General features: G+C 41.7%; 20 protein-coding genes. 19 read left to right on the top strand and 1 reads right to left on the bottom strand.

All coding sequences use genetic code 11. From position 1 onward, the window contains the following. Positions 1–37: 37 nt before the first annotated feature. A complete protein-coding gene (gene queA / locus P8P68_RS03650) occupies positions 38–1,066 on the bottom strand; it encodes a tRNA preQ1(34) S-adenosylmethionine ribosyltransferase-isomerase QueA (protein WP_278276190.1) in 1,029 nt (342 codons plus the stop codon). Positions 1,067–1,215: 149 nt separating this feature from the next. Between queA and P8P68_RS03645 the strand changes: the two genes are divergently transcribed. The 19 genes from P8P68_RS03645 to pstB all read left to right on the top strand — a co-directional run bounded on the left by P8P68_RS03645 (position 1,216) and on the right by pstB (position 15,341). After that, on the top strand, positions 1,216–1,923 hold the full coding sequence (locus P8P68_RS03645; RefSeq protein WP_000864592.1) for a glucosamine-6-phosphate deaminase: 708 nt from the start codon (positions 1,216–1,218) through the stop codon (positions 1,921–1,923). A 147-nt stretch (positions 1,924–2,070) separates the two neighbouring features. After that, positions 2,071–2,382, top strand: a complete 312-nt coding sequence (locus tag P8P68_RS03640) for a hypothetical protein (protein ID WP_278276189.1) — start codon at positions 2,071–2,073, stop codon at positions 2,380–2,382. 140 nt (positions 2,383–2,522) lie between these two features. Next, the gene (gene rpsU / locus P8P68_RS03635) at positions 2,523–2,699 is read left to right on the top strand and encodes a 30S ribosomal protein S21 (RefSeq protein ID WP_000048054.1); all 177 of its coding nucleotides are present in this window, start codon (positions 2,523–2,525) and stop codon (positions 2,697–2,699) included. Positions 2,700–2,829: 130 nt separating this feature from the next. Beyond that, positions 2,830–3,765: an HPr(Ser) kinase/phosphatase gene (hprK, locus tag P8P68_RS03630; RefSeq protein ID WP_000115193.1), complete on the top strand. Its 936-nt coding sequence runs from the start codon at positions 2,830–2,832 to the stop codon at positions 3,763–3,765. Further along, positions 3,758–4,546 (top strand): prolipoprotein diacylglyceryl transferase, encoded by a 789-nt coding sequence (gene lgt, locus P8P68_RS03625; protein WP_278276188.1) that lies wholly within the window; start codon positions 3,758–3,760, stop codon positions 4,544–4,546. Before hprK ends, lgt begins: the two co-directional genes overlap by 8 nt. Continuing rightward, positions 4,547–4,930, top strand: coding sequence for a DUF948 domain-containing protein (locus P8P68_RS03620; RefSeq protein ID WP_049538298.1), 384 nt, complete (start codon positions 4,547–4,549; stop codon positions 4,928–4,930). 15 nt (positions 4,931–4,945) lie between these two features. Next, entirely contained in the window at positions 4,946–5,344 is a 399-nt protein-coding gene (locus P8P68_RS03615) for a YtxH domain-containing protein (protein ID WP_084937595.1), read from the top strand. 72 nt (positions 5,345–5,416) lie between these two features. Next, entirely contained in the window at positions 5,417–6,547 is a 1,131-nt protein-coding gene (hemW, locus tag P8P68_RS03610; protein ID WP_278276187.1) for a radical SAM family heme chaperone HemW, read from the top strand. A gap of 4 nt (positions 6,548–6,551) precedes the next feature. Beyond that, positions 6,552–7,289 (top strand): acyl-[acyl-carrier-protein] thioesterase, encoded by a 738-nt coding sequence (locus tag P8P68_RS03605; RefSeq protein ID WP_278276186.1) that lies wholly within the window; start codon positions 6,552–6,554, stop codon positions 7,287–7,289. Between the two features lie 6 nt (positions 7,290–7,295). Then, positions 7,296–8,069, top strand: coding sequence for a TIGR01457 family HAD-type hydrolase (locus tag P8P68_RS03600; RefSeq protein ID WP_278276185.1), 774 nt, complete (start codon positions 7,296–7,298; stop codon positions 8,067–8,069). Next, a complete protein-coding gene (locus P8P68_RS03595; protein WP_278276184.1) occupies positions 8,059–8,676 on the top strand; it encodes a TIGR01906 family membrane protein in 618 nt (205 codons plus the stop codon). Before P8P68_RS03600 ends, P8P68_RS03595 begins: the two co-directional genes overlap by 11 nt. Positions 8,677–8,896: 220 nt before the next feature. Then, positions 8,897–9,298: a Spx/MgsR family RNA polymerase-binding regulatory protein gene (locus P8P68_RS03590; protein ID WP_000631261.1), complete on the top strand. Its 402-nt coding sequence runs from the start codon at positions 8,897–8,899 to the stop codon at positions 9,296–9,298. Further along, positions 9,299–9,577 (top strand): UPF0223 family protein, encoded by a 279-nt coding sequence (locus P8P68_RS03585; protein WP_001041959.1) that lies wholly within the window; start codon positions 9,299–9,301, stop codon positions 9,575–9,577. Beyond that, positions 9,567–10,340 (top strand): inositol monophosphatase family protein, encoded by a 774-nt coding sequence (locus P8P68_RS03580; RefSeq protein ID WP_268700026.1) that lies wholly within the window; start codon positions 9,567–9,569, stop codon positions 10,338–10,340. The genes P8P68_RS03585 and P8P68_RS03580 overlap by 11 nt, the downstream gene beginning before the upstream one ends. Next, positions 10,341–11,645, top strand: a complete 1,305-nt coding sequence (locus tag P8P68_RS03575) for an RsmF rRNA methyltransferase first C-terminal domain-containing protein (protein ID WP_278276183.1) — start codon at positions 10,341–10,343, stop codon at positions 11,643–11,645. 212 nt (positions 11,646–11,857) lie between these two features. Then, positions 11,858–12,736 carry a phosphate ABC transporter substrate-binding protein PstS gene (locus P8P68_RS03570; protein ID WP_278276182.1) on the top strand — a complete coding sequence of 293 codons (879 nt, stop codon included), beginning with the start codon at positions 11,858–11,860 and terminating at the stop codon, positions 12,734–12,736. Beyond that, a complete protein-coding gene (pstC, locus tag P8P68_RS03565; RefSeq protein WP_278276181.1) occupies positions 12,736–13,653 on the top strand; it encodes a phosphate ABC transporter permease subunit PstC in 918 nt (305 codons plus the stop codon). The genes P8P68_RS03570 and pstC overlap by 1 nt, the downstream gene beginning before the upstream one ends. Then, the gene (gene pstA, locus P8P68_RS03560; RefSeq protein ID WP_268705052.1) at positions 13,643–14,527 is read left to right on the top strand and encodes a phosphate ABC transporter permease PstA; all 885 of its coding nucleotides are present in this window, start codon (positions 13,643–13,645) and stop codon (positions 14,525–14,527) included. The genes pstC and pstA overlap by 11 nt, the downstream gene beginning before the upstream one ends. Before the next feature lie 10 nt (positions 14,528–14,537). Next, entirely contained in the window at positions 14,538–15,341 is an 804-nt protein-coding gene (pstB, locus tag P8P68_RS03555; RefSeq protein ID WP_000049847.1) for a phosphate ABC transporter ATP-binding protein PstB, read from the top strand. Positions 15,342–15,351: the final 10 nt, after the last annotated feature.

Raw genomic sequence — 15,351 nt, 5'->3', positions numbered from 1 at the left:
AGAAAAATCCCTATTAGGTTTCCTAATAGGGATTTTCTTAATAGATAAACATAGCATCACCAAAGCTAAAGAAGCGGTAGTGTTCTTGGATGGCATGGTGGTAAGCATCTAGGACTAAGTCCCGACCAGCAAAGGCTGAAACTAGCATAACCAGAGTTGATTTTGGAAGGTGGAAGTTGGTTGAGAAGGCGTCTACAACCTTCCACTCGTAACCAGGTTTGATAAAGATATTGGTCCAGCCAGAATCTGCTTGGATTTGTCCGTCAAACTTAGAGCCGATGGTTTCCAGTGTGCGGATCGAAGTAGTTCCTACAGCGATGACACGGCCTCCATTTTCCTTGACTGAGCGAAGGGTGGCTGCTGCTTCATCAGAAAGTTGGTAGAACTCTGAGTGCATTTCATGTTCGTCCAGATTGTCAACAGAGACAGGTCTAAAGGTTCCGAGTCCGACATGGAGGGTCAAATAAACCAAATGGACACCCTTGGCTTGGATTTCTGCTAGCAGTTCTTTGGTGAAGTGGAGGCCAGCAGTCGGTGCAGCAGCAGAGCCACTTTCTTTAGCGTAGACCGTTTGATAACGTTCGCGATCATCCAGTTTTTCATGGATATAAGGCGGCAGTGGCATTTCACCCAGACTTTCCAAGACTTCTAGGAAAATTCCCTGGTATTCAAAGCGGACAATACGGCCTCCGTGGGTCAATTCTTCTGTAACGATAGCACTGAGACGACCATCTCCAAAGCTGACGCGAGTACCGACCTTGAGGCGTTTGGCAGGTTTAGCTAGGACCTCCCACTCATCACCAGCAGTATTTTTAAGAAGGAGAAGCTCCACATGGCCTCCAGTTTCTTCCTTTTGACCATAGAGGCGGGCTGGGAGAACACGGGTGTCGTTCATGACAAGGGCGTCACCTGGTTCCAACATATCAATAATAGAGTGGAAGTGTTTATCCTGAAATTCTCCCGTCTCACGATTGACGATGAGGAGTTTGGAGGCATCTCGCTTTTCAAGGGGTGTTTGAGCAATCAATTCCTCAGGTAAGTGGAAATCAAAATCAGCTGTATTCATTTTTTCATCATTCTTTCTAACTTCTAATCTTATCCATTATAACACGTTTCAAGTTTGGACGCTCTTTTTTTGGAAAATAAATCGTTTTCACTTGACAAAAATTGGTCTATACCATATAATAAATATAGATTAAAATGGAGGATGAAAAGATGAAAGTTATTAAAGTTGAAAACCAAATCGAAGGTGGAAAAGTAGCTTTTGAGATTTTGAAGGAAAAATTGGCCAATGGTGCTCAAACGTTAGGACTTGCGACAGGAAGTAGCCCGCTTGAATTTTACAAGGAAATCGTTGAGAGTGACCTTGATTTTTCAAATCTAACCAGTGTCAACCTTGATGAGTATGTAGGGCTTGATGGGGACAATCCGCAGTCTTACCGTTACTTCATGCAAGAAAACTTGTTCAACCAAAAACCATTTAAAGAAAGTTTCTTGCCTCGTGGGGTTAAGGACAATGCAGAAGCAGAAGTAGAACGCTACAATCAAATTTTGGCTGACCATCCAGTTGATTTGCAAATCTTGGGAATTGGTCGCAATGGACATATCGGCTTTAACGAGCCAGGAACTCCATTTGATAGCCAAACGCATCTAGTCGAACTTGACCAGTCTACCATCGAAGCCAATGCTCGCTTCTTTGACAAGATTGAAGATGTCCCAACCCAAGCCATTTCAATGGGAATTAAAAACATCTTGGATGCCAAGTCTATCCTTCTCTTTGCTTATGGTGAGTCAAAAGCAGAAGCCATTGCTGGAACAGTGTCAGGCCCAGTAACTGAAAGTCTACCAGCAAGTAGCCTACAAAACCACCCTGATGTGACCATCATTGCAGATGCAGAAGCGTTAAGCTTACTTGAAAAATAAATTTGCAACCACTTGCTCTTTGGAGTGAGTGGTTTTTATAGCTTTCATAAGTCAATAGAAGAAGTGGTATAATAGATTTGTAGAACAACTAGACCTAGTTAGGTTCAATTTTTACTATTTTATGATATACAAGAAGAGAATGAAAGTATGCTATTAGAAAATGATCTGATAAAAGACAATATACGAGCCGAAAACCAAAGTTTTCTCTATTATTTACATGAGGAAAATATATTTGATACGCAGTCGCTGGCTGATTTATGTCGCTACATAGAAAATCTTGATTCTATTAGTATAGATCAGATGAGGGATTTGCATTTTATTGAAAATCAAATTCTTCGTCATCTGGTATATCATTTTGATAGCAATGACTTGAGTAAGATTTCGAATCTTCCTGATGAATATTGGGAATATATTGAGCCTTTTGAACAAGCAGTAACAAAGTTGTACGATTTGATGTAAAAATTACTAGATTTGATAAAGTATAAGCAAGAAAGTCATTAATGGACTGAGAAATAGGATTAAATGTAGGTTTCCTCTTGACATTTATTCATTTTGCATGTAAAATAGAATAGATCTTGAACTTGAAGGGAGTGAAAAAAATGTCTAAAACAGTAGTACGTAAGAATGAATCTCTTGACGATGCACTTCGTCGTTTCAAACGTGCGGTTACTAAAGCTGGTACTCTTCAAGAAACACGCAAACGTGAATTCTATGAAAAACCTTCTGTAAAACGTAAACGTAAATCAGAAGCAGCTCGTAAACGTAAAAAATTCTAATTTGAAATGAAAGGCTAGACTTGTCTAGTCTTTTTATTTTTAAATAAATACTGTAAATCCTGCAAAAAAAGGAAACTTCCAACTACAATTTGATATAATAGTAAGGAGAACTCGATTGAAGGAGGAAATTATGTCGGTTTTAGTAAGAGAAGTAATTGAAAAGCTCAGACTAGATATTGTATATGGCGAAGGCGAATTGCTTGAAAAAGAAATCAACACAGCGGACATTACGAGACCTGGTCTTGAAATGACGGGCTATTTTGATTACTACACTCCAGAACGGATCCAACTTTTGGGGATGAAGGAGTGGTCCTATTTGGTTAGTATGCCTTCTCAAAACCGTTATCAAGTTTTGAAAAAAATGTTTCTGCCAGAAACACCAGCGGTCATCGTAGCTCGTGGTTTGGTAGTTCCAGAAGAAATGTTGAAGGCTGCTAGAGAATGTAAGATTGCGATTTTGACCAGTCGAACAGCAACCAGCCGTTTGTCTGGAGAGTTATCTAGTTATCTTGATTCCCGTTTAGCTAAACGTACCAGTGTACATGGTGTTTTGATGGATATCTATGGCATGGGAGTCTTGATCCAAGGGGATAGTGGTATCGGTAAGAGTGAGACAGGTCTAGAACTCGTGAAGCGTGGCCATCGTCTAGTAGCGGATGACCGTGTCGATATTTATTCTAAGGATGAGATGACTCTTTGGGGAGAACCAGCTGAAATTTTAAGGCATCTGCTTGAGATTCGTGGAGTTGGGATTATCGATGTTATGAGTCTCTATGGAGCAAGTGCTGTAAAAGATTCTTCACAAGTTCAACTAGCTGTCTATTTGGAAAATTACGATACCCATAAGACTTTTGACCGTCTAGGAAACAATGCAGAAGAATTAGAAGTTTCTGGTGTAGCTATTCCACGTATCCGCATCCCGGTAAAAACAGGACGCAATATCTCTGTTGTTATTGAGGCGGCAGCAATGAACTATCGTGCTAAGGAAATGGGCTTTGATGCGACACGTTTATTTGAAGAACGTTTGACAAATCTGATCGCTCAAAATGAGGTGAAACATGATTAATCCAGTTGCATTTGAAATCGGACCTTTTTCCATTCGTTGGTATGCCCTATGTATTGTGGCAGGCTTGGTCTTGGCAGTCTATCTTGCCATGAAAGAAGCTCCTAAAAAGAAGATTTTGTCAGATGACATTCTAGATTTCATCTTAATTGCCTTTCCTATTGCAATTTTAGGTGCCAGACTTTACTATGTACTCTTCCGCTTAGATTACTATCTTCAAAATCCAGGTGATGTGATCGCCATCTGGAATGGTGGTTTAGCCATTTATGGTGGTTTGATAGCTGGAGCTATTGTACTCTATATCTTTGCGGATAGAAAACTCATCAATACTTGGGACTTTTTAGATATTGCGGCGCCGAGCGTTCTGATTGCCCAAAGTTTAGGCCGCTGGGGAAATTTCTTTAACCAAGAAGCCTACGGTGCAGCAGTAGATAGTCTGGATTATTTGCCAGGCTTCATTCGTGACCAAATGTACATTGATGGTAGCTACCGTCAGCCGACCTTCTTATATGAGTCGGTTTGGAATCTGATTGGATTTGCTTTGATTCTGATTTTTAGACGAAAATTAAAGGGAATCAGACGTGGTCATATCACTGCTTTCTACTTGATTTGGTATGGCTTTGGTCGTATGATTATCGAAGGGATGCGGACAGACAGCCTCATGTTCTTTGGTTTGCGAGTTTCCCAATGGTTATCAGTTGTCCTTATCGGACTCGGTATTTTTATCATACTTTATCAAAATCGAAAGAAAGCCCCTTTCTATCATACTGAGGAGGAAAACTAAATGTTAGAAGTTGCTTATATTCTTGTTGCCATTGCTTTGATTGTTTGTTTAGTCTATCTGACGATTACCATTCAAAAAGCAGGTCGAATGATTGATGAGACGGAGAAAACTATCAAAACCTTGTCTTCAGATGTAGATGTTACTTTACATCATACCAATGAATTGTTGGTAAAAGTTAATGTCTTGGTTGACGATATCAATGTTAAGGTTGCGACGATTGATCCACTCTTTACGGCGGTGGCTGACTTGTCTGAGTCAGTATCTGACCTCAATAGCCAAGCGCGTGTCTTGAGCAAGAAAGCTTCATCAGCTGGATCAAAAACACTTAAGACGGGTGCTGGATTATCTGCACTCCGTGTTGCAAGTAAATTTTTCAAAAAATAAATAAGGAGAAATCTCATGGGAAAACTATCCTCTATCCTTTTAGGAACTGTTTCAGGTGCAGCTCTGGCCTTGTTCTTAACCAGTGACAAGGGCAAGCAAGTTTGCAGTCAAGCTCAAGATTTTCTAGATGATTTGAGAGAAGATCCAGAATATGCCAAAGAGCAAGTCTGTGAGAAACTGACAGAAGTGAAGGAACAGGCAACGGACTTTGTGCTGAAAACAAAAGAACAAGTAGAATCTGGTGAAATTACTTTTGACAGTGTCCTTGATCAAGCCAAAACATGTGCACGACAAGCGACAGAAGCATCAAAAGAAACCTTTAACAATCTCAAGGAGCAATGGCAAGAACAGTCAGCAACTCCAGATATCGTAGAAGACGAAGAAGAGATTATTATTGATATTACAGAAGAATAAAACATCACCATCTCTGGTTCTGGAGATGGTGATTTTTATCTGGAAACCAGTCTTTGTGGTATAATAAATACTATGCAGAAAAAACCAACGTCAGCCTATGTGCATATTCCCTTTTGCACACAGATTTGTTATTATTGTGACTTTTCAAAAGTTTTTATCAAGAATCAACCAGTAGATAGTTATTTGGAGCATCTGCTAGAAGAGTTTCGTTCTTATGATATCCAAAAATTGCGAACTCTCTACATTGGAGGTGGGACGCCAACGGCTTTGTCAGCTCCGCAATTAGAAGTGCTTCTGGATGGCTTGAATAAAAACTTGGACTTGTCGGTCTTAGAAGAATTAACCATTGAAGCCAATCCAGGAGATTTGGACGAGGATAAGATTGCGGTTTTGAAACAGTCGCCAGTCAATCGTGTCTCTCTAGGTGTGCAGACCTTTGATGACAAAATGCTGAAAAAGATTGGGCGTAGTCATTTGGAGAAGGATATTTATGAAAATATCGACCGTCTTAAATTGGCTGGTTTTGACAATATCTCCATTGACTTGATTTATGCTCTACCCGGTCAAACTATGGCTCAGGTCAAGGACAATGTAGCTAAGGCTATCTCGCTTGACATTCCTCATATGAGCCTTTATAGCTTGATTTTGGAAAACCATACGGTCTTTATGAACCGTATGCGTCGAGGGAAATTGCCCCTGCCTAAGGAGGAGCTAGAAGCTGAAATGTTTGAATACATCATTACAGAGCTTGAGCGAGCTGGTTTTGAGCATTATGAGATTTCCAATTTCTCTAAGCCTGGCTTTGAAAGTCGTCACAATCTCATGTACTGGGACAATGCTGAATATTATGGTATCGGTGCGGGTGCGTCAGGTTATGTGAACGGGGTACGTTATAAAAACCACGGTCCTATCCGCCACTATCTCAATGCGGTAGAGGCAGGAAATGCTCGGATAACAGAAGAACACCTGAGTCAAAAGGAGCAGATGGAAGAAGAAATGTTTTTGGGACTCCGCAAGAAATCTGGGGTTTCCATGGCGCGATTTGAGGAAAAATTTGGACGGTCCTTTGATGAACTATATGGAAAAATCATCAGAGACTTGGTTCAACAAGGTCTTATGCAGATTGATGGTGATCGCGTCCGAATGACAAAGAGGGGTCTCTTCCTGGGAGACACTGTAGCAGAACGATTTATTTTGGAGTAGAACAATGGGCTTAACTTATCAGATGAAAATGAAAATTCCTTTTGATATGGCGGACATGAACGGTCATATCAAGCTGCCAGATGTGATTTTGCTGTCCCTGCAAGTATCAGGTATGCAATCGATTGAGCTGGGAGTCAGTGACAAGGACGTCTTGGAACGCTACAATCTGGTCTGGATTATCACAGATTATGAGATTGACGTGGTACGTTTGCCTCGCTTTGCTGAGGAGATTACGATTGAAACGGAAGCCTTGAGCTACAATCGTCTCTTTTGCTATCGTCGCTTCACTCTCTACGATGAAGCAGGTCAAGAAATGATTCGCATGATGGCAACCTTTGTTCTCATGGATCGCGATAGTCGAAAAGTTCATGGAGTCGAGCCTGAGATTGTTGCGCCTTACCAGTCAGAATTTGATAAAAAACTGATCCGTGGGCCGAAGTATGCAAATCTAGAAGATCCTATCAGTAAAGACTACCATGTTCGTTTTTACGATTTGGATATGAATGGTCATGTCAATAATAGTAAATACCTAGATTGGATTTTTGAGGTCATGGGGGCCGATTTTCTAACCAACTATATTCCAAAGAAAATCAATCTCAAGTATGTCAAAGAAGTGCGGCCAGGTGGCATGATTGCCTCAGCTTATGAACTCAAGGGACTAGAAAGCAAGCATCAGATTATCAGTGATGGTGAGATCAATGCCCAAGCTATGATTACTTGGCAAGAAATAAAAAAGGACTAAAGAGAGATGACATATAAAGGTTATTTAATTGATTTAGACGGAACCATTTACAAGGGAAAAGACCGGATTCCGGCGGGTGAGGCTTTTGTCCATGAGTTACAAAAAAGAGAAATTCCCTATCTCTTTGTGACCAATAATACAACTCGTACTCCTGAGAGTGTTCAAGAGATGTTGGCTCAGAATTTTAATATCAACACGCCTCTATCAACTGTCTACACGGCAACTTTGGCAACCATCGACTATATGAATGACTTGGGACTGGAAAAGACGGTCTATGTCATCGGAGAAGCAGGACTCAAGGATGCCATTCAGGCAGCTGGTTATGTCGAAGACAAGGAAAACCCAGCCTATGTGGTAGTTGGACTGGACTGGCAAGTCGACTATGAAAAATTTGCGACAGCAACTCTAGCCATTCAAAAGGGTGCCCACTTTATCGGAACCAATCCAGACCTCAATATCCCGACGGAACGTGGTCTCTTGCCAGGAGCTGGTTCACTGGTAACCCTGCTTGAAGTGGCAACACGGGTCAAACCGGTTTATATCGGAAAGCCGAATGCCATCATCATGGACAAGGCGGTTGAGCACTTGGGTTTGAAAAGAGAAGAATTGCTTATGGTTGGGGACAACTACCTGACAGATATCCGAGCAGGGATTGACAATGGTATTCCAACGCTCTTGGTGACGACAGGTTTTACCAAGGCAGAAGAAGTAGCGGACCTGCCAATCGCACCAACTCATGTGGTGTCTAGCCTTGCGGAGTGGAATTTTGATGAGAACTAAACTGACTTTTTGGGGAAGTATGCTCTTTCTCCTTTCCATTTCTATTCTCTTAACCATTTATCTGGCATGGATTTTCTATCCCATGGAGATTCAGTGGCTGAACTTAGCGGATCGAGTCTATCTAAAGCCCGAAACCATTCAGTACAATTTTCATATCTTGATGAATTACCTGACCAATCCCTTTAGTCAGGTCTTAGAGATGCCAGATTTCCGTTCGTCAGCGGCTGGTTTACACCACTTTGCGGTGGTGAAGAATCTCTTCCACTTGGTTCAGCTGGTCACTTTGGTGACACTTCCAAGTTTCTATTTCTTTGTTAAAAAGATTGTCAAAAAAGGCTTTTTAGCACTATATCGTAAAAGTATCCTGACCCTAGTGCTATTGCCTCTCGCCATTGGGCTTGTAGGAGTGTTGATTGGGTTCGAGCAATTTTTTACGCTTTTCCATCAGATTCTCTTTTGGGGAGATGATACTTGGCTTTTTGATCCAGCAAAGGATCGAGTTATTCTGATTTTACCAGAGATTTTCTTTCTTCATGCCTTTGTACTTTTCTTTGTTTTGTATGAAGGAATATTCAGTTTCCTTCTTGTCAAAGCTTTAAGAAAATAGTAGATAACATTCTCTACTTTTAATAAATAATGAGAGAATCTAATCGCTTTCATTTTTATTGATAGGTTATCCTAAAGATAAATTTGTAAAGCCTTCAAATTCTATCAGAAAAAGCCTATTTTCTATGAAAAAATAGGCTTTTTTTCCCAAAATAGCTAGCCAAGCGCCTTATTTTTTTGTATAATAGAAACAGCAAAGTTTAGATAAAGAAGAGAAAAGCATGATTACACTATTTTTATCACCGAGCTGTACATCATGTCGTAAGGCAAAGGCCTGGTTAGAGACGCATAAAGTGCCCTTTCAAGAGCATAATATTATGACCAGTCCTTTAACAAGAAAAGAATTGCAACACATTCTTTCCTTGACCGAAAATGGTACTGATGACATCATTTCAACTCGTTCAAAAATTTTCCAAAAATTGGATATTGATGTAGAGAGTATTTCGGTATCGGAGTTGCTTCAGTTGATTGAGCAATATCCTAGTCTTTTGCGTCGTCCAATTATTATAGATACCAAACGCATGCAGATCGGTTTTAATGAAGATGAGATTCGTGCTTTTCTCCCTCGTAGTTACCGTAAACAAGAATTGAAAGAAGCAACATTGAGAGCTGGTATTGGATAGATGAACAAACAGTATAGTTACCCACTAGATTTGTCGTGGAGCACTGAAGAACTTGCTTCAGTGCTTTCTTTTTTTAATGATGTTGAAGCTGCTTATGAAGATAAGGTAGAAGCAAAAAAACTGTTAGATTCCTATAAGGAATTTAAGTCTGTTGTCCCGAGCAAAAGTGAAGAAAAGCGCCTAGGTCGCGAATTTGAGACGGCTAGCGGTTATTCCTTCTATCATGCAGTTCAATTAGCAAAAGAAAAAAGAGAAGGGAAGATTTCTCTTGGAAACTAAATTTGAATTTGCCAAACAGATTGTGCAGGAAGCTGCGGACTATATTTTGGCTCACATGAAAGAAGATTTGCAGGTTGAGCGCAAGTCTTCCCCTACTGACTTGGTGACACGTTTGGACAAGGAGGTCCAGGAACTCTTGGTTGATCGGATCAAGTCCACCTATCCTGAGGATTTGATTTGCGCGGAAGAGGGCTGTTTACGTGCTGCAGTCGGTCAAGGTTCTGTTTGGGTGATTGATCCCATTGACGGTACCAATAACTTTGTCGCCCAGCAGGAAGATTTTGCCGTTATGTTGGCTTATTTTGAGAATGGTGTGGGCAAATTTGGCATTATCTATGATGTCATGAAAGGCGATTGTTACTATGGTGGTGGTGCCTTTCCTCCTTGTCGCAATAATGAGCCCTTACCCCCTTTTAAAAAGAAGCCTCTTCAAGAATTTTTAGTTGCCGGTAACTCAGGTATGTTTGAAAGCAATGAGTGGGGTTTGGCAGATTTGGGCCGAGCAGCGTTGGGTGTCCGTGTATATGGCAGTGCGGCCATTAGTTTTGCCAAGGTTTTGTCTGGTCGTCTGTTGACTTATATTACCTACTTACAACCATGGGATTACGCTGCGGCCAGTATCTTAGGGGAAAGTCTGGGTTATCGTCTTCTTACGGTATCAGGTGAGCCCGCTGATTTTAAAACGCGTCAGCCTGTCATGATGGTGCCAATCGAGATGCAAGAGGAGATTCAGTCTTATATCTACGAAAGGAAAGAGAACTAAATGCAATTTCCAGAAGGATTTGTTGAAAAATATGAGGCGATACTAGAAGACGAGGCAAGAGACTTTCTTGCCTCTTTTAAACAAGAAGCAGTTTCGGCTTTTCGGGTCAATCCCTTAAAAGAAAGTCAGTTATCGTTTGCAGATGCTATTCCAAATACACTTTGGGGACATTATGGTAAGGTTTCTGGAAAGTCACCAGAGCACGCGACCGGTCTCGTGTATTCGCAAGAGCCTGCAGCCCAAATGGTAGCCCAGGTGGCTCAACCAATTCCTGGCATGAAGGTCTTGGACTTGGCGGCGGCTCCAGGTGGAAAATCCACTCAACTAGCAGCTTATCTGGCTAATCAAGGAGTCCTTGTCTCCAACGAAATTTCAAGCAAGCGTGCTAAAATTTTAGTGGAAAATATGGAGCGATTTGGAGCTACAAACGTTGTTGTGACTAATGAATCTGCTGACCGCTTGGCCAAGGTTTTTAAAGGTTACTTTGATGTGATTGTCCTTGATGCACCTTGCTCGGGTGAAGGGATGTTTCGTAAGCAGCCCGATGCCATGGATTATTGGAGTACCGATTATCCTAGCCAATGTGCTAGTCTTCAAAGAGAAATTTTAGAAGATGCAGTGACCATGCTTGCAGAAGGTGGCAGTTTGGTCTATTCTACCTGTACTTGGGCACCTGAAGAAAATGAAGAAATCGTCCACTGGTTACTGGATACTTATGATTTTGAACTGCTTCCAGTCGAGCATGTGAACGGTATGGTAGCAGGAATTAACCTTCCTGAAACGGCGCGGATGTATCCTCATCATTTCAAGGGAGAAGGCCAGTTTGTTGCCCACCTGCAGTTTAAGGGACAAAATCCCGCACCTAAATTCAAAGCTAGCAAAAGCAATCTCAGTCGGGAACAGCAGAACTTGTGGCATGATTTTGTTCAAAAATACTTGCGAGTCAATCTAACTGGTATCTTGCAAACTTTTGGAGACCAGCTCTATCTCTTGCCAGAGATGCTACCTAATCTAGGGAAACTCAAAATTGCCCGAAATGGGCTCCATCTGGGTACTTTTAAGAAGAAACGCTTCGAACCAAGCTTTGCTCTCGGATTAGCCTTGAAACCAAGCCAAGTAAAACAAAGTGTCGAAATCAATGATAAGGACTTTGTAAAATATGTGGCTGGGGAAACAGTTCAGCTAGCTGAAAGTCTACCAAATGGCTGGTATCAAGTTGTGGTTCAAGGAAACGGTCTGGGCTTTGCAAAAGTTACTGGAAATGTTTTAAAAAATTATTATCCAAAAGGCCTCAGATTCAAGTGAAAAAGCTAGTCAAAGAATCTATTCTATGTTATATTGGAAGTATGAGTTTTTTCTGATAGTCTTTCATTTTTACTTATATTATGTGATAAACCGACTGGTCCTCAAGGGGCTTCCAGTCTATAAATCGTAAACCAAATCTTATCATCACTGATTGTCATGATAGGAACTGAAAGAAATCAGAACATTCATCATTATGTTCAAGGAGAAAAATAGTGAAAAAAAGAAAAAAGCTCGTCCTATATCTTGCGACACTTTTGCTTGTAGGTTCTCTAGCCGGATGTGCAAGCTGGATTGATCGTGGAGAAACCATGACAGCCGTCGGTTCAACTGCCCTTCAGCCTCTGGTCGAAGCCGCAGCAGACGAATTTGGTTCAAGAAACATTGGAAAAACAGTCAACGTTCAAGGCGGTGGTTCGGGAACAGGACTTTCCCAAGTGCAGTCAGGAGCGGTAGATATTGGAAACTCTGACGTTTTTGCTGAGGAAAAAGATGGAATTGACGCTTCAGCGCTTGTGGACCATAAGGTTGCAGTAGCTGGTCTGGCAGTAATTGTGAACAAAGAAGTGACTGTTGAAAATCTGACAATTGAGCAACTTCGAAAAATCTTTACTGGTGAAGTGATTAACTGGAAAGAGGTTGGGGGTAAAGACTTAGCTATTTCGATCATCAACCGTGCAGCAAGTTCTGGTTCGCGAGCAACCTTTGACAATGTCGTAATGAATGGTCAGGCGGCTATGCAGAGCCAAGAACAGGATTCTAATGGAATGGTCAAGTCGATTGTCTCCCAAACTCCAGGAGCCATTTCTTATCTTGCCTTTGCCTATGTGGATGACTCAGTCAAGACCATGAAGCTCAATGGCTATGAGCCGACAACTGAAAATGTAACAACCAACAACTGGCCTTTGTGGTCTTATGAACACATGTATACCCTAGGTCAGCCAAATGAGTTGGCGACTGAATTTTTAAAATTCATCCTCTCAGACGAAGCCCAGACTGGAATTGTTAAGGGAATGGGCTATATTTCCATCAATGAAATGAAAGTCCAAAAAGATGCGTCAGGTACCGTTACAGCAGTAGAAGGAGGTCAATAATGAATCAAGAAGAATTATCTAAAAAATTGCTCTCTCCTTCAAAGAACTCTCGCCTTGAGAAGTTTGGTAAAGGATTGACCTTCGCCTGTCTTTCTTTAATTGTTATCATTGTGGCTATGATTTTGATTTTTGTAGCGCAGAAAGGTTTATCGACCTTCTTTGTCAATGGAGTGAACATCTTTGATTTCCTCTTTGGACAGACTTGGAATCCTTCAGGCAAACGATTTGGTGCCTTGCCAATGATTTTGGGTTCCTTTATTGTAACGATTTTGTCAGCCCTGATTGCAACTCCATTTGCCATTGGTGCTGCAGTCTTTATGACAGAAGTATCACCAAAAGGTGCTAAGATTTTGCAACCAGCCATTGAACTTCTCGTTGGGATTCCATCAGTTGTCTATGGATTTATCGGTTTGCAGGTTGTGGTTCCATTTGTTCGTAGTGTCTTTGGTGGAACTGGTTTTGGAATCTTGTCAGGGATTTTCGTTCTCTTTGTCATGATTTTGCCAACTGTAACCTTTATGACAACAGACAGCTTGCGTGCTGTGCCCCGTCACTACCGTGAAGCTAGTTTAGCTATGGGAGCGACTCGCTGGCAAACCATCTGGCGTGTGACCTTGAAAGCAGCGCGTTCAGGTATTTTTACAGCAGTGGTCTTTGGGATGGCACGTGCCTTTGGTGAAGCCCTTGCTATTCAGATGGTGGTCGGAAACTCAGCAGTTATCCCAACCTCGCTAACAACGCCAGCTGCGACTTTGACTTCTGTTTTGACTATGGGTATCGGAAATACCGTCATGGGTACAGTTGATAATAACGTACTCTGGTCACTGGCCTTGGTATTGCTCTTGATGAGTTTGGCCTTTAACAGTGTGATTAAATTGATTACGAAAGAAAGAGGAAAGAAAAACTATGCACGCTAAGAAATTAGATAAACTTGCAACAGCTGTCCTCTATACCATCTCGGGTATCATCGTGACCATTCTGGCGTCCTTGATTCTCTATATCCTAGTTCGTGGTTTACCTCACATCTCTTGGTCCTTCTTGACTGGGAAATCTTCTTCCTATCAAGCAGGCGGAGGTATCGGGATTCAGCTTTATAATTCCTTCTTCCTTTTGGTCATTACCTTGGTTATTTCTGTTCCTTTATCCATGGGAGCGGGGATTTTCCTTGCTGAATATGCCAAAAAGGGTCCTGTGACCAATTTTATCCGTACCTGTATCGAAATTTTGTCTTCTCTACCGTCGGTCGTTGTGGGTCTCTTTGGTTACTTAATCTTTGTAGTCCAGTTTGAGTATGGATTTTCCATTATTTCTGGTGCCTTGGCCTTGACGGTCTTTAACCTGCCTCAGATGACTCGAAATGTTGAAGACAGTTTGAGACACGTTCACCATACCCAACGTGAGGCTGGTCTGGCCCTCGGAATTTCTCGTTGGGAGACTGTGGTCCATGTCGTCATTCCAGAAGCCCTACCAGGTATTGTAACAGGTGTTGTCTTGGCATCTGGCCGTATCTTTGGTGAGGCTGCCGCTCTGATTTATACGGCGGGACAGTCTGCACCAGCCCTAGACTGGTCTAACTGGAATATCCTCAGTGTTACCAGCCCTATCTCAATCTTCCGTCAAGCAGAAACCTTGGCTGTCCACATCTGGAAGGTCAACAGTGAAGGAACCATTCCTGATGCTACCATTGTATCTGCTGGTTCTGCCGCCGTGCTCCTCATCTTTATCTTGATTTTTAACTTTGGAGCACGCAAACTCGGAAGCTATTTACACAAGAAATTAACCGCTGCCTAAAGGAGAAGCCATGTCAAAATATAACTGGGATGAAAAGCATATCATCACCTTCCCTGAAGAAAAAGTGGCCCTCTCTACCAAGGATTTACATGTTTACTATGGTAAAAATGAATCCATCAAGGGCATCGATATGCAATTTGAAAAAAATAAAATTACAGCCTTGATTGGTCCTTCTGGATCAGGGAAATCTACTTATCTTCGCAGTCTCAATCGGATGAATGATACTATTGATATCGCTAAGGTGACAGGGCAAATCCTTTACCAAGGTATTGATGTCAATCGTCCTGAAATCAATGTCTATGAGATGCGCAAGCATATCGGAATGGTCTTTCAACGTCCAAATCCATTTGCCAAGTCTATTTACCGCAACATCACTTTTGCTCATGAACGTGCAGGTGTTAAGGACAAGAAAGTTCTTGATGAAATTGTGGAAACTTCTCTCCGTCAAGCTGCCCTTTGGGACCAGGTCAAAGATGACCTTCACAAATCAGCCTTGATGCTTTCTGGTGGTCAGCAGCAACGTCTCTGTATCGCTCGCGCCATCTCTGTCAAGCCAGATATTCTCTTGATGGATGAGCCAGCGTCAGCCTTGGATCCGATTGCGACAGCCCAACTGGAAGAAACCATGCTGGAGTTGAAGAAAGACTTTACCATCATCATCGTTACCCACAGTATGCAACAGGCTGCCCGTGCGAGTGACTATACTGGATTTTTCTACTTGGGTGATTTGATTGAGTATGATAAGACGTCCAATATTTTCCAAAATGCCAAGCTACAGTCAACCAATGACTATGTAACGGGACACTTTGGTTAGAAAGGAAACA

This window comes from Streptococcus sp. D7B5 (assembly GCF_029691405.1).
Classification (GTDB): domain Bacteria; phylum Bacillota; class Bacilli; order Lactobacillales; family Streptococcaceae; genus Streptococcus.
This window is presented reverse-complemented; position numbering and strand designations above follow the sequence as displayed.